Raw genomic sequence first — 20,020 nt, forward strand, 5'->3', positions numbered from 1 at the left:
GGGACTCTCTTATTGTTGTCAGTTTTCAGGCATACGGCGGCCCTGCCGCCGTCCGAAAACGGCGGTGCGGGCCTGTCAGAGGTAGTGGGCGCGCCTTACGCGCGGGCGACCGACAGCGTGATGCGGTTCCAGGTCAGCGGTGAGAGCGTGACCCGGTTATCGCGCAGGCCGCTGTGCGGGTAATCGATGATTTCCGGGTGCACGCGGTTCGGATCGTCAAAGGTGTTTTTGGCGTAGAGATCGTCGCTGCGCAGCACCTTATGTTCCGTCAGACGGCAGTCGCTGAAGGCGGGCAGGTTGATATCCAGTTCATAGGCGGTGGTGAAGTCGCAGTTGACGGCAAAGACGTAAATTTCGCCGCGCGCCTCGTTATACACGACGGATGACTGCACGCTGCGCGCGTCGCCATATTTGCTCGCGAACGTCGGCACCGGCAGCTGGTGGCGCAACACTACACCATCGCTGACGCTGGCGACCATTTCGAACGGCCAGAAGAGCGTCTGGCAGAGCGCGCCTTTGCCAGGCTCGGTGAAAATCGGGGCGATCACGTTCACCAGCTGTGCCAGGCTCGCCATTTTTACCCGGTCGGCGTGATTCAGCAGCGAGCAGAGCAGCCCGCCCATCACCAGCGCGTCGAGGAACGAGTAGCGGTCTTCCAGCAGCGGCGGGGCAACGCGAAAGCGGTTCGCCGGATCTTTCATCGGCGCGTCCCACGGGTCGCCGCGCAGATACCAGACGTTCCACTCATCAAACGAAATCATCATGTCTTTATTGCTGCGCCGCACGGCTTTGGCATAGTTGGCGGTGCTGACAATGGTTTCGATGAAATTGTCCATATTCACAAACGAGGCGAGGAAATCCGTCTCGCTGCCTTCGTTCTCGTAATACTGATGGCAGGAGATGAAATCGACGTAGTCGTAGAGCTCCTCCAGCACGATGCGATCCCACTCCGGGAACGTCGTCATCGCCGAGCTTGAGCTGCCGCAGGCCACCAGCTGCGCCTGCGGGTCGATGCAGCGCAGAATTTTCGCGGTTTCACGCGCTTTAATCGCATACTCTTTGGCGTTCATCTGCCCGGTCTGCCACGGCCCGTCCATTTCATTGCCAAGGCACCACAGGTGGAAGTTATACGGCTCGCGGCGACCATGCTGAATGCGCAAATCGCTAAGCGTCGTGCCGCCGGGGTGATTGCAGTACTCCGCAAAATAGCCCGCTTCCTGCGGCGTGCCGGTGCCGAGGTTGACCGCGATCATCGGCTCGACGCCGGTTTTTTCGCACCAGCGGGCGAATTCATCGATGCCGAACTGGTTCGTCTCTTTGCTTATCCAGGCGTAATCGAGGCGCACCGGACGTTCTTCTTTCGGGCCAATGCTGTCGCGCCAGTTAAAGCCGGAGACATAGTTGCCGCCCGGATAGCGCACGGTGGTGACGTGCAGCGCTTTGACGAGATCAATCACGTCCTGGCGAAACCCGTCTTCATCCGCCTGCGGGTGTTCCGGCTCATAGACGCCGGTGTAGACCGCGCGGCCCAGATGCTCGATGAACGAGCCAAACAGCCGTGGGTCGATGGCGGAAATCACGTTCTGCGGGTCGAGCGTGAACGATAACGTGGTCATAACGTCTCCTTATTAACGAAGGGCGGAATCGCTGGCATATTTCCCGACGCTCAGGTCATCCTGAATTTTCTGCATCGTCTTTTTATCCAGCTTGTAGAACAGGAATATGGTGGAGGTCAGCACGCCGCCGATGGCCGGAATAAAAGTAATCAGCATCATAATGGCCTGCTGGGTGGCGGGCGTCTGGACGGCGGCTTCCGGCACATAATGGGTGGCGGAGAGCACCAGCGCGGTGATGGCGCCGCCAATAGCGAGACTCACTTTTAACGCGAACAGGTTGCCGGAGGCGTAAATACCGGACATGCGTTTTTTCAGTTTCCACTCGCCATAATCGTCGGCATCCGCGATAAACGACCAGAATACCGGGACGGTGATGGCCCCAATCCAGGCGCGTAGCGTGTTGAGAATAAAGATCAGCATCACATTTTGCGGGTCAACAAAATAAATGACGACCGAAATGCCCGCCGTAATAAAGCCCACCGAGATATACAGTTTCACTTTGCAAATATAACGGGTGACGAAACTGGTCGCGAGATTGCCCAGCACGCAGGCCACCACGCCAATACTGATAAACAGCGTGGTCATGGTGTTATCCAGATGCATTAAATATTTGGTGAAATAGATAGTAGCGCCGCCGCAGACAAAGGCGGGAATACAGCCGATAAACATTCCGGCGACGACCATTAACCACTGGTCATTTTTGAACGCCGAGCGGAAATTACGCACGATATTTTCCTGCTTTTCACGCTGCGGCATAATGCGCTCGCGGGTATTAAAAAAGCAGAGTAAAAACAGACACAGGCCAATCACCGAGAACATGGCGTTGGTAATAAAAAAGCCTTTCTGCTGGTTGCCGCCGCCGAGATAATCCACCAGCGGCAGCAGGGTCAGCGAGCAGAGCAGCACGGCGCTGTTAGCCATCGTGAAGCGGTAGGACTGGCAGGCCACGCGGTCAACAGGGTTGGCAGTAATGACGCTGCCGAGCGAGCAGTAAGGAATATTCACCGTGCTGTAGAGGACCGAGAGCAATAAATAGGTGACGAAGGCGTAGATTTCTTTCGCGCCGCCGGTTAAATCGGGCGTATAAAACGCGAAGATACAGATGGCGCAAAAGGGCACGCAGCCGTAGAGGATCCACGGACGAAAACGACCGTGGCGGGTCGGATAACGGTCGGCGAGCGCGCCGATCACCGGATCGATAAAAGCGTCGAGCAGACGTACCACTAAAAACATCGTCGCGATAAGCGCCGCGTTTAATCCAAAGATATCGGTATAGAACCAGGTTAAAAACATGGTCACCGGTCCCCAGCTCATATTGCAGGCCGCATCACCAAATCCGAAACCTAATTTCTCCCTGACCGTCAGCCGGTCCTGGGCAGGAGCCACTTTATCCAGCACTGCCGATTGCTGCACCATGATAAACCTCGTTGAATGAATAACCTGAAAGCCAGGGTGAGCATAAGGTAGCGGAGGAATTCACGGTGCGATGTGGTGCGCTTTTTATATTTTATAATTGCCGCATCTCATCCATATAAATGACAAAAAAATACATACCGTAATTTCGAATGAAAATGAGCGTGTCGAGGTAATTGGTTTCTTAAAGTGATTATACTTGTAGGAAATAATCGCGGGTATATTTGAACGTATTATTTACCGCTGCGCTTATAGGCTTAATAATGATGTGACTATATGTGAGGGCCTAATAAAAATATATTTACCGTATTAGGATTATCCTTAGGTTTGCAAAGCAATACGTTCAGGCCTGGCAGGGAGGGAATAATAAGTAAAAGCGATGGCCGGGCGGAACCGCCCGGCGCGCGCTCAGTGCGCCACTGCACGGGAGAAGAGGTTAATCACGATAACGCCCGCAATAATCAGCCCCATGCCGAGCATGGCGGGCAGGTCAAGCTTCTGACCAAGGAAGATCCAGCCCACGATGCCTATCAGTACAATACCCACCCCGGACCAGATGGCGTAGATAATGCCGGTCGGAATGGTGCGCATGGTGACGCTTAAACACCAGAAGGCAATGCCGTAACAGACGGCCGTCACCAGCGTCGGGACCAGGCGGCTGAACCCTTCCGACAGTTTCAAAAACGTCGTGCCAATCACTTCACAAACAATCGCTACCGATAGCAGCACCCAGGTCATACGTTACTCCGTCATGGCTAACAGTGTCTCAATTAACGCCGCCCGATCGTCTGGCGGCATCGTGTGATCGCCGCACAGCGCGGCAAACCAGAGCCCGTCGGCGGCCATGCGGCAGAGCAGGCGACGCCGGGCGATGTCAGGTGCCGCGCTGTCGTCTTCATCGCGCGGCAAAGTTTCACTGATAAATTGTCCCCAGTTTTGTTGCAGCGCCGGGTCGGCGAAGAGCGCGGTCATCAGCGCGCGATGCACTGCCTGTTCACTGTCCGGCATCGCTCTAACACAGGCATGTATATAGGCACGCGTCGCCCGGCCTTTTGGGTTGGGATCCTGCGCCATTAGCGTGTGGATCTCCTCAAGCAGCGCCTGCTGTAACTGCGCTACTACGCCGTCTACCAGCGCCTGGCGGGTAGGAAAGTGGTGCTGTAAGCCGCCTTTGCTGACGCCAGCACGACGGATCACTTTCTCCTGCGTCAGGCCTGTAAGCCCCTGTTCGGCGATGACCTGCGCGGCGCAGTCAAGCAGCGTCTGGCGCACAATTTCCGGTGATTTTGAACGATGATGTGCCTGGCTCATGTTAAACAATCCGTCTGGATGGATTGTTTAATGATAAGCGTTTTTGCGGGGGGTAACAACAGGGGGACGAGTGGGAAAGCGTACAGAAAAGAAAAGGCCAGCGTCGCGGCTGGCCCCAGAGAGATTAATGCGTTTTCAGCCCGGCGGCGCTCATCAGCAGGCGCAGCACCATGCTGACCGCACCAAGCGCCAGCACGCTGGCCGACCAGATAACCACCAGCCACAGCAGTTTTTTCCAGTATGGCGAATCGTGATGTTCCATCAGTGATAACCCTCCCCATGCTGGACTTTGCCGCGAAATACATAGTAGCTCCAGAAGGTGTACACCAGGATTATCGGGATAATCAGCAGCGCGCCCACCAGCATAAAGCCCTGGCTTGCGGGCGGCGCAGCGGCCTCCCAGAGCGTGATATCCGGCGGAATAATATGCGGCCAGATGCTGATGCCAAGCCCGCTGAAGCCTAAGAAAATCAGCCCCAGCGTCAGGACGAACGGCAGCGTATGGCTCGCCGGGTTCGCCAGCTGACGCCAGAGCCACAGGCTGAAGAGCGCCACCAGCACCGGTACCGGCAGCAGGAACCAGAGGTTCGGCAGGGTAAACCAGCGATCGGCAATGGCCTGATGCGCAAGCGGCGTCCAGGCGCTGATAATGGCAATCACGACCAGCAGCGCCAGCAGCAGCGAGCGCGCCAGGCGACGCATATTCTGGTGCAGCTGGTTTTCGCTTTTCATGACTATCCAGCTCGCACCAAGCAGCGCATAAGCGACCACCAGCCCCACGCCGCAGAAGAGGTTAAAGGGCGTCAGCCAGTCCAGCGCCGAGCCGCTGAAAGTGCGGCCCGTGACCTTAAAGCCATTGAGCACCGCCCCTACCACGATGCCCTGGCAGAAGGTGGCGAGTATTGACCCGCTCAGAAACGCTTTATCCCAGAACGGACGGTGCGCTGGCGTCGCCTTGAAGCGGAACTCGAACGCCACGCCACGGAAAATCAGCCCGATCAGCATTAACGTCAGCGGAATGGTCAGCGCGTCGATGATCACGGCGTAGGCCAGCGGGAACGCGCCGAACAGCCCGGCGCCGCCCAGCACCAGCCACGTCTCGTTGCCGTCCCACACCGGCGCCACGCTGTTGACCATCACGTCGCGGTCGTGGCCGTCACGCACGAACGGAAACAGAATGCCGATGCCGAGATCAAAGCCATCCATCACGATATACATCAGCGTGGCGAAGACGATTATCACAAACCAGATGATGGAAAGATCGATACCCATTACGCTTTCTCCTCTGCGCTTTCCAGAGATTCGCCTGCCGCCGAGAGCGGACGCGCTGGCCTGCCGTCGGTGCTGGAAGGAATATCATCCAGCGGCTGCGGCCCTTTTTTAATCAGTCGCACCATATAGCTGTAGCCGACGCCGAACACCGAGGTATACACCACGATAAAGGCGATAAGGCTCAGGCTCATCTGCAAATCGCCGTGACCGGAGACCGCGTCCCGCGTGCGTTGCAGGCCATACACCACCCACGGCTGGCGGCCCACTTCGGTCGTTACCCAACCCGCGAGAATGGCAATCAGCCCGGCCGGGCCCATCCAGAGCGCGAAGTGGTGGAACGGACGCGAGGTATAGAGCCGGTTTTTATAGCGCAGCCAGACGCTCACCACGCCCAGCAGGATCATTAAGAGCCCCATCGCCACCATAATGCGGAATGACCAGAAGACGATGGTGGAGTTTGGCCGTTCATCTTTCGGAAACTCTTTCAGCGCGGGCACCTGTTTATCGAGGCTGTGCGTCAGAATGATGCTGCCGAGTTTAGGCACTTCCAGCGCGTATTTGGTGCGCTCTTCGTCCATATCCGGGATGCCGAACAGCGTCAGCGGCGTCGCCTCGCCCGGCGGGTTTTCCCAGTGGCCTTCAATGGCGGCAATCTTGGCAGGCTGATGCTTAAGTGTGTTAAGCCCGTGCATATCGCCAATCATTGCCTGGATCGGGGCGACAATCAGCGCCATCCACAGCGCCATTGAGAACATTTTGCGAATAGCGGGCGTGTCGTTGCCGCGCAGCAGATGCCAGGCGGCGGAGGCGCCGACAAAAAACGCGCTGCTTAAGAACGCCGCGACCGACATATGCAGCAGGCGATACGGGAACGACGGGTTGAAAATCACCGCCACCCAGTCCACCGGCACCACCTGGCCGTTGTGGATCTCAAAGCCCTGCGGCGTATGCATCCAGCTGTTGGAGGCGAGGATCCAGAACGTCGAAATCAGCGTGCCGAGCGCCACCATGCAGGTGGAGAAAAAGTGCAGGCCGGGGCCAACTTTGTTCCAGCCAAACAGCATCACGCCGAGGAAACCGGCTTCGAGGAAGAAGGCGGTCAGCACTTCATAGGTGAGCAGCGGGCCGGTAATGCTGCCGGCGAACTGCGAAAAACCGCTCCAGTTGGTGCCGAACTGATACGCCATCACCAGGCCGGACACCACGCCCATGCCGAAGTTAACGGCGAAAATTTTCGACCAGAAATGGTACAGCGAGCGCCAGACCGGATTTTTCGTTTTTACCCAAAGCCCTTCCAGCACCGCGAGATAACTGGCGAGACCGATAGTGATAGCGGGGAAAATAATGTGGAAAGAGACAGTAAAAGCGAACTGAATCCTTGCCAGATGAAACGCATCTAAACCAAACATGCAAACCTCATGACATAAAGTTGTCCGCGACAATGGTAATCAGGGGCAGCACGAACGTGCAGAAACAGAAAGACGTTATTTGACTATAACAGTTAAATAAAAAGTTGCGATTTTGCTTGCCTGATCTAACCAGACGGCACGATGATAATCGTTTTACGTTAACCCCTTGTGAAAGCGGCCGGATGCCGCGAGGTGCGATGAAAAAATATGAGCGGCTGGCCCAGCAGATAACCGACCAGATTGCGCTTGGGGTCTGGCACCCCGGCGACCGGCTGCCCTCCCTGCGCGAGCAGGTGGTGAACAGCGGCATGAGCTTTATGACTGTCAGCCACGCCTACCAGACGCTGGAAAGCCAGGGCGTCATCGTGGCGCGCCCGCAGTCGGGTTATTACGTCGCGCCGAAACCCTCCGCCCGCGCGCCGCAGGCGCTTGAACAGGTGACGCGCGACGAGCAGGTCGACATCAACACCTATATTTTCGACGTGCTCCAGGCGAGCACCGATGCCGCCGTGGTGCCGTTCGGCTCCGCGTTCCCCGATCCGCGCCTCTTTCCGCTGGCGCAGCTCAACCGGTCGCTGTCGAGCGTCAGCCGATCGGCGAACGCCATGAGCGTTATTGAGAACCTGCCGCCGGGCAACGAGGCGCTGCGCCACGCCATCGCGCGCCGCTACGCGATGCAGGGCATGAATGTTTCGCCGGATGAAATTGTCATCACCGCAGGCGCGCTTGAGGCCCTGAACCTCAGCCTGCAGGCCGTGACCGAGCCCGGCGACTGGGTGATTATCGAAAACCCCTGTTTTTACGGCGCGTTACAGGCGCTGGAGCGCCTGCGGCTTAAGGCGTTGTCGGTCGCCACCGACGCGCAGCAGGGGATCGATCTCGACGCGCTGGAGAAGGCACTCCAGGACTACCCGGTCAAAGCCTGCTGGCTGATGAGCAACGCCCAGAACCCGCTCGGCTTTACCCTGAGCGCGGAGAAAAAGCAGCAGCTGATGGCGCTGCTGGCGCGCCATCAGGTCGTGCTTATCGAAGATGACGTCTACAGCGAACTCTATTACGGGCGCGAAAAGCCGCTGCCGGTTAAAGCCTGGGACAATCAGGGGCTGACGCTCCATTGCTCGTCATTTTCTAAATGTCTGGTGGCCGGCTTTCGCATCGGCTGGGTGGCGGCGGGGCGACATGCGCGGCGCATTCAGCAGCTGCAACTGATGAGCACGCTCTCGACCAGTTCGCCAATGCAGATGGCGCTGGTGGATTACCTCGCCACCCGGCGCTACGACACGCACCTGCGGCGGCTGCGCCGCCTTCTCGCCGAGCGCAAACAGGCCGCGTGGCAGTCGCTGCGCCGGCATTTCCCGGCCGCGGTGAAAATCCATCGCAGCGAGAGCGGTTATTTTCTCTGGGTCGAACTGCCCGCGCCGCTCGACGCAGGAAAGCTGCACGAGCGCGCGCTGGCGCACCAGATAAGCATCGCGCCGGGAAGAATGTTCACCACCGGTAATCTCTGGCATAACTATTTTCGCTTCAACGCCTCCTGGGCGTGGGACGAGCGCGAAGAGCAGGCGGTGAAAACTTTAGGCGCGCTTATCCGCGAGGCGCTGAAAAACGCGCCGCGCGCTATCGGATCCCTCGCGGAATAATCCGCGCGTTTATTGTCTTTTATATTCTCAAATAAAGAACAGGTTATTGCCGAAATAAAAATCCCTGCGCCAGTAAGGCTTATTGCGCAGGGATTATTTCTGTTAATAGTGCTTTGGCCGACGCATACGAAATCATAATAGTTAACGGAAAACGCTTCACAACGCTAAGCGTCTGTCTACACTGTGAAAAAACGCAGCTGCTTTTATGCAACTTCAGCACCGAAACAATAAAGAGTGCGCGGTTTGTCACAACCTGAATAAATTCCGCAAGCGTGCGCAGGCGCGTTTATCCGCGCCTGTATATGGTTATTTTGGGAGATATTTTTACGGCACGGCGGCCGACTAATAATTCAGACAGGAGTAACGACCATGACCCATTCTTTCGCGCTTAGCGCGGCCGCCGCGCTGTGCCTGACGACCTGTATCGCCAGCGCCGCCGAGCCGCTTTCTCAACTCGGCCAGGGTGAAGGCCGCCTCGATATCATTGCCTGGCCTGGCTACATCGAACGCGGCCAGACGGATAAAGCCTACGACTGGGTAACCGAGTTCGAAAAATCCTCCGGCTGCGCGGTGAACGTCAAAACCGCAGCGACGTCGGATGAAATGGTCAGCCTGATGGCCAAAGGCGGCTATGATCTGGTTACCGCCTCGGGCGACGCCTCGCTGCGTCTCATCATGGGCAAACGCGTCCAGCCGATTAACACTGCGCTTATCCCCAACTGGAAAAACGTCGATCCGCGCCTGGTAAAAGGCGAATGGTTCAACCTCAACGGCAAGGTCTACGGCACGCCGTACCAGTGGGGACCGAACCTGCTGATGTATAACACCAAAGCCTTCCCGACGCCGCCGGACAGCTGGGCCGTGCTGTTTGTCAAACAGGCGCTGGCGGATGGCAAATCCAACCAGGGCCGCGTGCAGGCCTATGACGGGCCGATTTATATCGCTGACGCCGCGCTCTACGTCAAAGCAACCCAGCCGGAACTCGGCATCACCGACCCTTACCAGCTTACTGAGGCGCAATACGGCGCGGTACTGAAAGCGCTGCGCGATCAGCATCAGCTGATCCACCGCTACTGGCATGACACCACCGTGCAGATGAGCGATTTTAAAAACGAGGGCGTGGTGGCCGCCAGCGCCTGGCCGTATCAGGCGAATGCGCTGAAAAACGAAGGCCAGCCCATCGCTACCGTCTTTCCGAAAGAGGGCGTGACCGGCTGGGCGGACACCACCATGCTGCACGCTGACGCGAAACACCCCAACTGTGCCTACAAATGGATGGACTGGTCGCTGACGCCGAAAGTGCAGGGCGATGTCGCCGCCTGGTTCGGCTCGCTCCCGGCGGTGCCGGAAGGCTGTAAGGCCAGCACGCTGCTCGGGGAGAAGGGCTGCGAAACCAACGGCTTTACCTTCTTCGACAAAATCGCCTTCTGGAAAACGCCGGTCGCGCAGGGCGGGAAATACGTACCGTACAGCCGCTGGACGCAGGATTACATCGCTATTATGGGCGGTCGCTAAGCGCGGGGGACGTATGGCTTATGCAGTGGAGTTTCAGCAGGTTTCCCGCCACTATGGCGACGTGCGGGCGGTGGATAACGTCAGCATGACCATCGAAGACGGGGAGTTTTTCTCCATGCTGGGGCCGTCCGGCTCCGGCAAAACCACCTGTCTGCGCATGATTGCGGGCTTTGAACAGTTAAGCGAGGGCGCGATCCGCCTGTTTGGCCAGGAGGCGAGCCAGCTGCCGCCCTGGGCGCGCGACGTCAATACGGTGTTTCAGGATTACGCGCTGTTTCCCCATATGTCGGTGCTGGAGAATGTCGCTTACGGGCTGATGGTCAAAGGCGTCGATAAAAAGACGCGGCTTGCCCGCGCCCGCGAGGCGCTGGAGCGCGTCGCGCTCGGCTTTACCCATGCGCGCAAACCGTCGCAGCTCTCCGGCGGACAGCGTCAGCGCGTCGCCATCGCCCGCGCGCTGGTCAATCAGCCGCGCGTCCTGCTGCTGGATGAGCCGCTCGGCGCGCTCGATCTCAAACTGCGCGAGCAGATGCAGGTCGAATTAAAAAACCTGCAACGCTCGCTGGGTATTACCTTTGTGTTCGTCACGCACGATCAGAGCGAGGCGCTGTCGATGTCTGACCGCGTGGCGGTGTTCAATAACGGGCGCATCGAACAGATCGACGCGCCGCGCGAGCTTTACATGCGCCCGCGCACGCCGTTTGTCGCGGGGTTCGTCGGCACCGCCAACGTGCTGAGCGACGCCCTGACGCAGCAGCTCGGCGGCGCGCCGGGCAGGTTTTCGCTGCGCCCGGAGCATATCCGGCTTAACGAACCCGGTGAAATCCAGGTGCGCGGCACGGTGCAGGCGGTGCAGTTCCAGGGCGCCGCCACGCGCTTTGAGCTGGCGCTTGAGAGCGGTGATACGCTGCTGGTAAGCCAGGCCAATCCGTCGCCCGCGCCGGATGCGCCGCTGCTGTGCGCAGGCCAGGCGGTGATGGCCTCCTGGGCGCGCGCCGCCATGATCCGGCTGAGCGAGGGGTAAGATGGATATGACGCTCCCACCTCCCGCGCACAGCGGCGGCCTGCTGCGGCGTTTCGCGACGCTCCTCTGGCGGCGGCCGACGCTCTGGCTGTTCCTGTTATTGCTGCCGCCGCTGATGTGGTTCGGCATCGTCTATCTCGGCTCGCTCCTGACGCTCTTATGGCAGGGGTTTTACACCTTCGACGACTTCACGATGTCGGTAACGCCGGATCTGACGCTCGCCAACCTGCGCGCGCTCTTTAACCCCGCCAATTACGACATTATTGTGCGCACGCTGGTGATGGCGGTCGCCGTCTCTCTCGCCTGCGCCGTTCTGGCGTTCCCGATGGCCTGGTATATGGCGCGCTACACCCGCGGCAAGCTGAAGGCGTTTTTCTATATCGCCGTGATGCTGCCGATGTGGGCGAGCTATATCGTCAAGGCCTATGCGTGGACGCTGCTGCTGGCGCGCGACGGCGTGGCGCAGTGGTTTTTGCAACATATGGGGCTCGAAGGGGCTCTCACCGCGCTGCTGACGCTGCCGGGCATCGGCGGCAATACGCTCTCCACCTCCGGGCTGGGGCGGTTTCTGGTGTTCGTCTATATCTGGCTGCCGTTTATGATCCTGCCGGTGCAGGCGGCGCTGGAGCGTCTGCCGCCGTCGCTGTTGCAGGCCTCCGCCGACCTCGGCGCGAAACCCGCGCAAACCTTCCGCCATGTGGTGCTGCCGCTCGCGGTGCCGGGCATTGCGGCAGGCTCGATTTTCACCTTCTCGTTAACGCTTGGGGATTTCATCGTCCCGCAGCTGGTGGGCCCGCCGGGCTTTTTCATCGGCAACATGGTCTATTCTCAGCAGGGGGCTATCGGCAATATGCCGATGGCGGCGGCGTTTACGCTGGTGCCGATTGTCCTGATTGCCGTTTATCTGGCGTTCGTGAAGCGCCTGGGAGCGTTCGATGCACTCTGACCGCGCGCCGTGGCCGCTTAAAATCGCCGCCTGGGGCGGCGTGATTTTCCTGCACTTTCCGCTGGCGATCATCGCGCTTTACGCCTTTAACACCGAAGAGTCGGCGTTTAGTTTTCCGCCGAAGGGCTTCACGCTGCGCTGGTTTGAGATTGCGGCGCAGCGCGCTGATATTCTTGATGCCGTGACGTTGTCACTTAAAGTGGCGCTGATCGCGACGCTGCTGGCGCTCGTTCTCGGCACGCTCGCCGCCGCCGCGCTCTGGCGACGGGAGTTTTTCGGCAAAAGCGCGGTATCGCTGCTGTTGCTGCTGCCGATTGCGCTGCCGGGCATTATCACCGGTATCGCGCTGCTGACGGCATTCAAACAGGCAGACATTGAGCCCGGCTTTCTCACGATGGTGGTCGGCCACGCCACCTTCTGCGTGGTAGTGGTCTTTAACAATGTTATCGCGCGGCTGCGGCGCACCGCCTGGAGCCAGGTAGAGGCCTCGATGGATCTCGGCGCGGACGGCTGGCAGACCTTTCGCTACATCATTATGCCGAACCTCGGCACCGCGCTGCTGGCGGGCGGCATGCTCGCCTTCGCGCTCTCGTTCGATGAAATTATTGTCACCACGTTTACCGCAGGCCACGAGCGCACGCTGCCGCTGTGGCTGCTGAACCAGCTCGGTCGCCCGCGCGACGTGCCGGTAACCAACGTGGTGGCGCTGTGCGTCATGATCCTCACCATGATCCCCATCCTCGGGGCCTGGTGGCTGACGCGCGATGATGAAACTGTCGCCGGTAGCGGCAAATAACCTCAAAGGAACACGCTATGCAGAGTCAATTACTGATTAACGGCGCGCTGGTGGAAGGCAAGGGCGAGCGCCTGCCCGTCTATAACCCCGCCACTGGCGAGGTGCTGATTGAGATTGCCGAAGCCAGCGCAGAGCAGGTGGATGAGGCGGTCAACGCCGCCGACGCGGCGTTTACACAGTGGCGTCTCACCACGCCCAAAGAACGCGCCGGGGCGCTGCTTAAACTCGCGGACGTCATCGAGCAGAACGCGCAGACGTTCGCGCAGCTCGAATCCCAAAACTGCGGCAAACCGCTGCACTGCGTAGCGGGCGATGAAATCCCGGCGGTGGCCGACGTGTTTCGTTTCTTCGCCGGTGCCTCGCGCTGCCTGAACGGGCTTGCTGCAGGCGAATATCTGGCGGATCACACCTCGATGATCCGCCGCGACCCGGTGGGGGTGGTGGCGTCCATCGCGCCCTGGAACTACCCGCTGATGATGGCCGCCTGGAAGCTCGCGCCCGCGCTGGCGGCGGGTAACTGCGTGGTGCTGAAGCCCTCGGAGATAACGCCGCTCACCGCGTTTAAACTGGCCGAACTCGCAAAAGATATCTTCCCGGCAGGCGTGCTGAATGTCTTGTTTGGTCGCGGCCAGACGGTGGGCGACCCGCTGACTGGTCATGAAAAAGTGCGCATGGTCTCGCTCACCGGCTCTATTGCTACCGGCGAGCACATCATCAGCCGCACCGCGTCGTCGATAAAGCGCACCCATATGGAGCTCGGCGGTAAAGCGCCCGTGCTGGTGTTTGACGACGCCGATCTCGACGCCGTGGTGGAAGGCATTCGCACGTTCGGCTTCTATAACGCGGGCCAGGACTGCACGGCGGCGTGCCGCATCTATGCGCAAAAAGGGATTTATGACCAACTGGTGGAAAAGCTCGGCGCGGCGGTCAGCAGCCTGAAAACGGGCGCGCCGGAAGATGAAAGCACCGAGCTCGGGCCGCTTAGTTCGCAGGCGCATCTGAATCGCGTCATCCAGGCGGTGGAGGCCGCGAAAGCGCTGGCGCATATCCGCGTGGTGACGGGTGGGGAGAAAGTCGACGGGCCGGGCTATTACTTCCAGCCGACGGTACTGGCAGGCGCGAAGCAGGAAGACGTGATTGTGCAGCGCGAAGTCTTCGGCCCGGTGGTCAGCGTCACGCCGTTTGAAGATGAAGCTCAGGCGCTGGAGTACGCCAACGACTCGCAATACGGCCTCGCGTCATCCGTCTGGACCCGCGACGTCGGCCGCGCGCACCGCCTCAGCGCCCGGCTGCAATATGGCTGCACCTGGGTGAACACGCACTTTATGCTGGTCAGCGAAATGCCCCACGGCGGTCAGAAACTCTCCGGCTACGGCAAGGATATGTCGATGTACGGACTTGAAGATTACACCGTGGTGCGGCATGTCATGATAAAACACTAAGGGGAGAAGTGGCTGATATCGGGAGTGTTCAGATATCAGCCACTTTGCATGGACCACAAAATAACCTTTGCATTTGTGTGACTCAGTAGATGACAGGCCGCGATTTACCAGTGCGTTATATGCTTTGTCGATGCCGCGAAACGTAACGTTTTGCCGGGTGTCCGCCGTGTGCTTAAATTTTTCTTGCGTCTCCCATTTCAGCTTTATAAATTCCGCAAAAAAGGAGATGCACCTATGAGACATACTGAAAAACTGGTTTTGACACACAGCAGCGGTGACAAGCTTTATCCTGTCATGATGGAAAACAAGGCGACCGGTAAAATTGCTTACCGTGTTGTTCCCCCTGGCGGAGATAAAACAGAGGATTTATATGAAACGGAAGACGTTGAAGAAGCTATCCAGCTTGTTCTGAAACAGAATTTTTCAATCCGCTGTGAAACTCTGACGGCCAGCGTGAAGCAGAAAAACGGCAAATCCATAAAGCGAAGCGGGCTATACAGCCTGAACGGAACAAGCATCATCAGCTTCACTACCCGGTAACAGGCGGCTGGAAAAAGCGCTACTGAGAGGGGTAAAAAGACAACAAGGGCTAGATATCTCGTTAACCAGAACAGGCCTTCGCCTCCTGTTTTGGTTAAGAGCATTCAATCAGATAACCGACCCGTCGTAGATTTCCCTAATCCTCAGGCCTACCTGGTCATCTGATCATCTCACTATATTATTCCTTCACTGCTCCATCGACGATGGCTTAAGCGAGTCATAAAAAAGGCCGCCGTAGCGACCTTATGTTGTCTGAATAAATTCTACCCATGCAATTCTAAATACCCTTTTTCAATATCGTATTTCAGATGCTTGGTTAGTGAGAACTGAGGATCAGATTCATGAAATCGTCTTTTAATCATCTCTTGATACTCACCAACAGTCATGCCATCAACTAACTCCTTGTTGATGTTGAAACCAGAACAATTAATTGCGGATTCAGATCCGCGTCTGTGACTTTTGCCCACAATTTTGATGACCAAATGCAGGTTATTGCTAATGTCAAATGTAGCGATGTTGCTGCTGTTAATAATCATATCGTTCCCATGGTTACCCATTTTATGGCAATGCCAAATACTCTCGTTGTCAATCGCTAACCGAATATCTAAAAGATTAATCATGAGCGCTATTAACAACGTAATATGTTATCACTCTTACCCTGCTGTGAAGACATCATATGCCGTCGAAAAAAAGAGAGCGCGCGCTGTCTTAAGTATAATAATTACGCACGGCTTAAGTAAGCGTTTCTGGCGCTAAGCAAAGCGCGGTGAGATTTTTTAAACCTCAGCGCCACAGCTTAATCTGATGCTTTTGCAATCAACAGCATAAAAGCTGACAGGGTGAAGTTATCTTTTATTAAACCTTTTTTTATCATGTCGAAGATCTCGCCCTTTGAGTAAAATTCGCAGCAAATAACACCTTCGTCTTTTTGAGGGTTAAGCAGACTTATGTCATTAACATTACAAATCACCGCTTGAATTTTATCGGTTATCAATCCTGAGTCGGTTATTAATTGGCCGAGTGAATAACTATCGATTGATTCTAAGTTAAGCTCCTCTTTTAGTTCTCTTTCCGCACCTTCTATATGCGTTTCGGCAGGCTCAAGGAATCCGCGAGGAAATTCATGCAAAACCTCACCATTCCTCAAGTGTTGAATGATTGCATATTTGGTTTTATAGGCAGGAATAATTACCACGCCACCATTTTTCTGGTTGATCTTAAGGTAACCCAGTTCGTTAACTGAGACCGACAACACATTGTTTTCAAAAATTAATTTATTCAAAATTAACAATCCATGTTGGTTCATTAGCAGAACGTCGTATGATGGTTCGCGTGTTATAAAGATAGAATAAAACGTACGTTAAATAAACGAGCACTTTAACAAGGTTGGTGAATATCTCATTGTTAACTTTTAGCAATAAGAAAGTTTCTTTTACAAGTATCGCTGTTGGAAATCCAGAGATTAAGATTATGCAAAATATGACTCTGTTTTCAATCCCTTTTAGCATCCTGCGGAAACCCATATTGCTATACTTTTTCTTCTGTAGAAGAAAAAATGATTTTATGCTTTCATTAACGTCGTTAAAATCAAAATTATCTCTTGAGAGTATTTTATTAAGCGCCAGGGCAGAGTCAGTGTATTGCATTTGCCATGAGCGTAAACCTGAAAGGGTTCTGATTGTCATTCCGCCAATCAAACATACAACCAGATTTAAAAGGATGGTTGAATATTCACTGGACATCATTTTACTGACGGACGTATATGAACCGATGTAAAACGACAGGATAACCAGATAGAATGCTATAGTCTGATCTCTTTTTGAAGACTGTTCTTTAATGTGCTCATTGCATCTTTCATAGACTGACATCAGAAAATCTTTTGATGCTAACATTGGAACCCCTGGCAGAAATCTTAATTTAATAATTTCACGGTTGGAGCTAATTTTGTGCTGAACCGATACGCTACATAACGCTCGAGAATCTTTTATACTCTCAAATTCAGGAAGCTCCAATCATAACATTATTGCTATGCGGATTCCAAAAGAGGGCATCAGACTTCACAGGGAGAACGTCAACGCCATCACGCGACAGCGTCAATCTCTGCTCGCATTCGGCGACGCTTACCCACAAATCCTTGAGCGGGGAAAGAAAAGTGCACTCTCAGTCAGCATCCGCTTTCGCTGATGTGTATGGAGCAGCATGACCACCTCGATGTAGTCGCATTGCCAGAACCACAATTAAAGGCGAAGATGAACCTTGGAAAGTGTCGATTAATAATAAAGAGACCCCTGCGGATCTCCTTATCAGACAGCAAGTTATAGGCCTTTTACCTTTTTCAGCACCGTAGCAACAATCTCTTTCTCTTTGGAAATGACGTCATCGCCAATGTCTGAAGGGTCAAATGTCGCATCGTCTATTAGCTGGTCAATGGAAATGCCTTTCAGCGAACCGGATGTGATGAGCGCAGAAAGCGTATAGAGGGTGAGTTCACTTCTGATGATGAGATGTTGATTATTGCCTTTTATATTATCGATCTCTTGCTGAATCTCTTTTTTCCACTCGGCGAGCTCAAGGTTTTCTTTCTCAAGCGTTTCAATGCGTTTTTCAAGACGGGCAATAAGCATATCGGAAGCCATAACAGTTCCTCAAGCAGAGGTAATCAGCCATCCCTCTCTTAACGATGTTCTTCAGCAGCTTATTGCTGAAGGGCTGAAACCACAACATATAGACAGATTGCGATATATCCTACCCTGATATTTGATCAGGCCTTTTAGGGTTATCCCGCCAGGCTTCCGCCAAGAGAGTAATCCATACGCGGTCTGGCTGTGAAACCATTTATCAACTGTGCCAGGGTTGGCATAGCCGCTGGAGTCATCCCCTTCATTGACCACACTACATCAAACCTGATGTCCCTGGACCAGGAGATAAACCTTGCATCTTCTCATAACCCTGCTTTTATAATGGTTTTAGCAGCATCTTTTTATTAAAGGCGTATGCTTGAGCACAACGGCAGCCGCCAGCGAAAGCAGAAACATGACAATACAAACTCAGGGCAAATATATTACCATATAACCTCCCCACCGGTATTCCCAGACGTAGGGCCTTAACGGTATGAGTATAGCCGGATGGACGCAGTAGATCGCAAAAGTGTAAGGGGATATTTTGGATGCCAGAACTTTAATTTTTTCAGGAAGTTCGGTTTTTGAAAGGTATAAAATACACATTGCTGCTATTGCTGTATTTAACGCATAGTTATCCAAAAAAGTAGATACAGGCTTGCCAATGTAATGAGAGTGCCAGCTGTTAAAAACCGCTGTTGCAAAAATTGATAGAGAAAATAACGTAAGGACTCTTAAGGTGTTATTGCCTCGCAGCACTATGTCATGGATATATTTTCCTATCATCATATACCAGTTCAGAGTGATGAAGTAGGCAAAATTAAACTTCCCTGAAAGATTAATGCCGGTCAGTGACTGGAATAAGTTCGCCTGGTAGAAAATAAGTATTAAAATTAAGGCAGTTAAACGCTGCTTTTCATCCAGTGAATAATAAATCATTGAAAGGAAAGGGGTGAGCAAATACATTCCCACAATAAAATAAATATACCAGAGATGGTACATGGTTTGTTTTGTGAAAAAGGTTTGAAGAAAATCAACAAATCCTTTTTCATTATTACTAAAAATGACGTAATAAAAAACTGACCACGAAAGAAGATAGATAAAAGCCTGCGGAATTTTCTTTTTGTAGAACTCCAGAATCTGAATATCTTTTTTAATCAGAAGTGCGCCGGAGATCATAACAAAGACAGGTACTGCGCATCGCGATAAAGAATTATAAAAGTTCACCACTTCCCACTCCGACTGGAACTTATAGTTCCAGTACGCAGAGACATGGGTCATTACTACTAAAAAGCATGAGATGACTCTCGCGAAATCAATGGAGTAGTCTCTTTTCATGCGTCATTCCTCTTAGCGTTGAGGCGGGCAAAAGAAAAATTTTTAAATAAGAGTTTAAGCCAGGAATCCATTGGTTTTTCAATCAGTTTACAAATTAGCATACCAAGTAAAACTGCAAACACCATGAAGCAAAATGATGAGTAATATAATACAAACCAATTTTGATGATTGGTTGCAACGAACTGCTTAAAGAGAATTATTACATAGATATGAGTCAGGTAAATACTGTATGACGCATCGCCAATTTTATGGAAAAAAGTATAAATATGACCTTTGCCCGGATTCGTTATCAATGCTATTGCAACGATGGCAATCGCCGGGAGGCCATATTTATAGATGCGCTCAAAGGGGGTTAAGGTGTTTAACGCCAGATAACAGAATACTGCGATTAGCGATACCCCTATAAAAAAGTTCACTTTGATATTTATATGTTTAAACAACAGTGCAAGAATACAGCCTGCCGCAAAATTCAACATCAATTTATCTGAAAGAATGTAACCGAGGTTAACCCAGCCGAGCCTTTGGTGTGTGCCCACAAATAACAGGCATAATATGATTATTGAACATGTTATTAAACTCACTTTCACAGGCTCTTTTGTCACCAGCAAAGATGCCGTGAACATCACATAGAAGATCATTTCATAGACAAGCGTCCAGGCAGGATCGTTGGCCATGTGGTATTGAGGAAAATTAAGGCCGGGAAGTAAAAGAAAGTTACCTGCTATTGCAAGAAAACGCTCTAATGGAAACGTTGTTAAAATGAGAGGTAACGAAACTATGATATATAAAGGGTAAATGCGGCGGATTCGTGAGGTCAAAAAAGAGACTGAATTTTTATCATCTCTTTGAGTATAAACCATCAGAAATCCGCTAATAACAAAAAATATATCGACGCCAAACCCACCGTTATATTTGAAAATGCCGCCAACAGTGCCACTGAGAAAATGGCTTGTTACCACCATAAGCGCAGCGACAGCCCTAAGTATTTGAATGTTATCGATTTCGCTCTTCATTATTATCACAAGTATAAATATTTCGAGCGATTCTATCACTGACACTTATGGTAATCTAATTTTTCCGATTGAAATCAATGTCATTCACCGGGCCATGCAACAGACCCTGGCGGTCATCTGTCTTGTT

At 53.9% G+C, this 20,020-nt stretch carries 20 protein-coding genes; 7 read left to right on the forward strand and 13 right to left on the reverse strand.

Annotated features, from left to right (window positions below; genetic code table 11):
• Nucleotides 1–95: 95 nt before the first annotated feature.
• From arfA to AFK67_RS09465, 7 genes are all read right to left on the reverse strand, one after another.
• The gene (arfA, locus tag AFK67_RS09440; protein WP_007714504.1) at nt 96–1,616 is read right to left on the reverse strand and encodes an arabinosylfuranosidase ArfA; all 1,521 of its coding nucleotides are present in this window, start codon (nt 1,614–1,616) and stop codon (nt 96–98) included.
• A gap of 12 nt (nt 1,617–1,628) precedes the next feature.
• Nucleotides 1,629–3,032, reverse strand: a complete 1,404-nt coding sequence (locus AFK67_RS09445) for a glycoside-pentoside-hexuronide (GPH):cation symporter (protein ID WP_007714503.1) — start codon at nt 3,030–3,032, stop codon at nt 1,629–1,631.
• A gap of 405 nt (nt 3,033–3,437) precedes the next feature.
• Entirely contained in the window at nt 3,438–3,767 is a 330-nt protein-coding gene (locus tag AFK67_RS09450; RefSeq protein WP_007714501.1) for an SMR family transporter, read from the reverse strand.
• Nucleotides 3,768–3,770: 3 nt separating this feature from the next.
• On the reverse strand, nt 3,771–4,340 hold the full coding sequence (locus AFK67_RS09455) for a TetR/AcrR family transcriptional regulator (RefSeq protein ID WP_007714498.1): 570 nt from the start codon (nt 4,338–4,340) through the stop codon (nt 3,771–3,773).
• Nucleotides 4,341–4,464: 124 nt separating this feature from the next.
• Nucleotides 4,465–4,602 (reverse strand): DUF2474 domain-containing protein, encoded by a 138-nt coding sequence (locus AFK67_RS21750; protein ID WP_007714495.1) that lies wholly within the window; start codon nt 4,600–4,602, stop codon nt 4,465–4,467.
• On the reverse strand, nt 4,602–5,612 hold the full coding sequence (gene cydB / locus AFK67_RS09460) for a cytochrome d ubiquinol oxidase subunit II (protein ID WP_007714492.1): 1,011 nt from the start codon (nt 5,610–5,612) through the stop codon (nt 4,602–4,604). Before cydB ends, AFK67_RS21750 begins: the two co-directional genes overlap by 1 nt.
• On the reverse strand, nt 5,612–7,021 hold the full coding sequence (locus tag AFK67_RS09465) for a cytochrome ubiquinol oxidase subunit I (RefSeq protein ID WP_007714490.1): 1,410 nt from the start codon (nt 7,019–7,021) through the stop codon (nt 5,612–5,614). The genes cydB and AFK67_RS09465 overlap by 1 nt, the downstream gene beginning before the upstream one ends.
• Before the next feature lie 197 nt (nt 7,022–7,218).
• Here AFK67_RS09465 and AFK67_RS09470 point away from each other — a divergent pair, with 197 nt between their 5' ends.
• From AFK67_RS09470 to AFK67_RS09500, 7 genes are all read left to right on the forward strand, one after another.
• The gene (locus AFK67_RS09470) at nt 7,219–8,661 is read left to right on the forward strand and encodes an aminotransferase-like domain-containing protein (protein WP_038883727.1); all 1,443 of its coding nucleotides are present in this window, start codon (nt 7,219–7,221) and stop codon (nt 8,659–8,661) included.
• Between the two features lie 369 nt (nt 8,662–9,030).
• Nucleotides 9,031–10,176: a putative ABC transporter substrate-binding protein YdcS gene (gene ydcS / locus AFK67_RS09475; protein ID WP_007714480.1), complete on the forward strand. Its 1,146-nt coding sequence runs from the start codon at nt 9,031–9,033 to the stop codon at nt 10,174–10,176.
• 13 nt (nt 10,177–10,189) lie between these two features.
• A complete protein-coding gene (locus AFK67_RS09480; RefSeq protein ID WP_032966673.1) occupies nt 10,190–11,200 on the forward strand; it encodes an ABC transporter ATP-binding protein in 1,011 nt (336 codons plus the stop codon).
• 1 nt (nt 11,201) lies between these two features.
• A complete protein-coding gene (locus tag AFK67_RS09485; protein ID WP_007714472.1) occupies nt 11,202–12,146 on the forward strand; it encodes an ABC transporter permease in 945 nt (314 codons plus the stop codon).
• Nucleotides 12,136–12,942 carry an ABC transporter permease gene (locus tag AFK67_RS09490; protein WP_038883723.1) on the forward strand — a complete coding sequence of 269 codons (807 nt, stop codon included), beginning with the start codon at nt 12,136–12,138 and terminating at the stop codon, nt 12,940–12,942. The genes AFK67_RS09485 and AFK67_RS09490 overlap by 11 nt, the downstream gene beginning before the upstream one ends.
• Before the next feature lie 17 nt (nt 12,943–12,959).
• A complete protein-coding gene (gene patD, locus AFK67_RS09495; protein ID WP_007714467.1) occupies nt 12,960–14,384 on the forward strand; it encodes an aminobutyraldehyde dehydrogenase in 1,425 nt (474 codons plus the stop codon).
• A 234-nt stretch (nt 14,385–14,618) separates the two neighbouring features.
• A complete protein-coding gene (locus AFK67_RS09500; RefSeq protein ID WP_007714463.1) occupies nt 14,619–14,924 on the forward strand; it encodes a hypothetical protein in 306 nt (101 codons plus the stop codon).
• A gap of 263 nt (nt 14,925–15,187) precedes the next feature.
• Here AFK67_RS09500 and AFK67_RS09505 read toward each other — a convergent pair whose 3' ends face one another.
• The 6 genes from AFK67_RS09505 to AFK67_RS09530 form a co-directional block, all read right to left on the reverse strand.
• Nucleotides 15,188–15,460 (reverse strand): hypothetical protein, encoded by a 273-nt coding sequence (locus AFK67_RS09505; RefSeq protein WP_032966670.1) that lies wholly within the window; start codon nt 15,458–15,460, stop codon nt 15,188–15,190.
• Between the two features lie 260 nt (nt 15,461–15,720).
• Entirely contained in the window at nt 15,721–16,206 is a 486-nt protein-coding gene (locus tag AFK67_RS22810) for an NUDIX hydrolase (protein ID WP_071602736.1), read from the reverse strand.
• The gene (locus AFK67_RS09515) at nt 16,199–16,816 is read right to left on the reverse strand and encodes a hypothetical protein (RefSeq protein WP_032966668.1); all 618 of its coding nucleotides are present in this window, start codon (nt 16,814–16,816) and stop codon (nt 16,199–16,201) included. Before AFK67_RS09515 ends, AFK67_RS22810 begins: the two co-directional genes overlap by 8 nt.
• 423 nt (nt 16,817–17,239) lie before the next feature.
• Nucleotides 17,240–17,560 (reverse strand): hypothetical protein, encoded by a 321-nt coding sequence (locus tag AFK67_RS09520; RefSeq protein ID WP_007714457.1) that lies wholly within the window; start codon nt 17,558–17,560, stop codon nt 17,240–17,242.
• A gap of 411 nt (nt 17,561–17,971) precedes the next feature.
• A complete protein-coding gene (locus tag AFK67_RS09525; RefSeq protein ID WP_032966665.1) occupies nt 17,972–18,880 on the reverse strand; it encodes an acyltransferase in 909 nt (302 codons plus the stop codon).
• Nucleotides 18,877–19,893: an acyltransferase family protein gene (locus AFK67_RS09530; protein ID WP_144421359.1), complete on the reverse strand. Its 1,017-nt coding sequence runs from the start codon at nt 19,891–19,893 to the stop codon at nt 18,877–18,879. Before AFK67_RS09530 ends, AFK67_RS09525 begins: the two co-directional genes overlap by 4 nt.
• Nucleotides 19,894–20,020: the final 127 nt, after the last annotated feature.

This window comes from Cronobacter dublinensis subsp. dublinensis LMG 23823, from assembly GCF_001277235.1.
Lineage (GTDB): Bacteria > Pseudomonadota > Gammaproteobacteria > Enterobacterales > Enterobacteriaceae > Cronobacter > Cronobacter dublinensis.

Excerpts from the sequence above, each read along its gene's own strand:
- arfA (WP_007714504.1), bottom strand. The coding sequence starts at position 1,616 with ATGACCACGTTATCGTTCACGCTCGACCCGCAGAACGTGATTTCCGCC.
- AFK67_RS09445 (WP_007714503.1), bottom strand. The coding sequence starts at position 3,032 with ATGGTGCAGCAATCGGCAGTGCTGGATAAAGTGGCTCCTGCCCAGGAC.
- AFK67_RS09450 (WP_007714501.1), bottom strand. The coding sequence starts at position 3,767 with ATGACCTGGGTGCTGCTATCGGTAGCGATTGTTTGTGAAGTGATTGGC.
- AFK67_RS09455 (WP_007714498.1), bottom strand. The coding sequence starts at position 4,340 with ATGAGCCAGGCACATCATCGTTCAAAATCACCGGAAATTGTGCGCCAG.
- AFK67_RS21750 (WP_007714495.1), bottom strand. The coding sequence starts at position 4,602 with ATGGAACATCACGATTCGCCATACTGGAAAAAACTGCTGTGGCTGGTG.
- cydB (WP_007714492.1), bottom strand. The coding sequence starts at position 5,612 with ATGGGTATCGATCTTTCCATCATCTGGTTTGTGATAATCGTCTTCGCC.
- AFK67_RS09465 (WP_007714490.1), bottom strand. The coding sequence starts at position 7,021 with ATGTTTGGTTTAGATGCGTTTCATCTGGCAAGGATTCAGTTCGCTTTT.
- AFK67_RS09470 (WP_038883727.1), top strand. The coding sequence starts at position 7,219 with ATGAAAAAATATGAGCGGCTGGCCCAGCAGATAACCGACCAGATTGCG.
- ydcS (WP_007714480.1), top strand. The coding sequence starts at position 9,031 with ATGACCCATTCTTTCGCGCTTAGCGCGGCCGCCGCGCTGTGCCTGACG.
- AFK67_RS09480 (WP_032966673.1), top strand. The coding sequence starts at position 10,190 with ATGGCTTATGCAGTGGAGTTTCAGCAGGTTTCCCGCCACTATGGCGAC.
- AFK67_RS09485 (WP_007714472.1), top strand. The coding sequence starts at position 11,202 with ATGGATATGACGCTCCCACCTCCCGCGCACAGCGGCGGCCTGCTGCGG.
- AFK67_RS09490 (WP_038883723.1), top strand. The coding sequence starts at position 12,136 with ATGCACTCTGACCGCGCGCCGTGGCCGCTTAAAATCGCCGCCTGGGGC.
- patD (WP_007714467.1), top strand. The coding sequence starts at position 12,960 with ATGCAGAGTCAATTACTGATTAACGGCGCGCTGGTGGAAGGCAAGGGC.
- AFK67_RS09500 (WP_007714463.1), top strand. The coding sequence starts at position 14,619 with ATGAGACATACTGAAAAACTGGTTTTGACACACAGCAGCGGTGACAAG.
- AFK67_RS09505 (WP_032966670.1), bottom strand. The coding sequence starts at position 15,460 with ATGATTATTAACAGCAGCAACATCGCTACATTTGACATTAGCAATAAC.
- AFK67_RS09515 (WP_032966668.1), bottom strand. The coding sequence starts at position 16,816 with ATGTTAGCATCAAAAGATTTTCTGATGTCAGTCTATGAAAGATGCAAT.
- AFK67_RS09520 (WP_007714457.1), bottom strand. The coding sequence starts at position 17,560 with ATGGCTTCCGATATGCTTATTGCCCGTCTTGAAAAACGCATTGAAACG.
- AFK67_RS09525 (WP_032966665.1), bottom strand. The coding sequence starts at position 18,880 with ATGAAAAGAGACTACTCCATTGATTTCGCGAGAGTCATCTCATGCTTT.
- AFK67_RS09530 (WP_144421359.1), bottom strand. The coding sequence starts at position 19,893 with ATGAAGAGCGAAATCGATAACATTCAAATACTTAGGGCTGTCGCTGCG.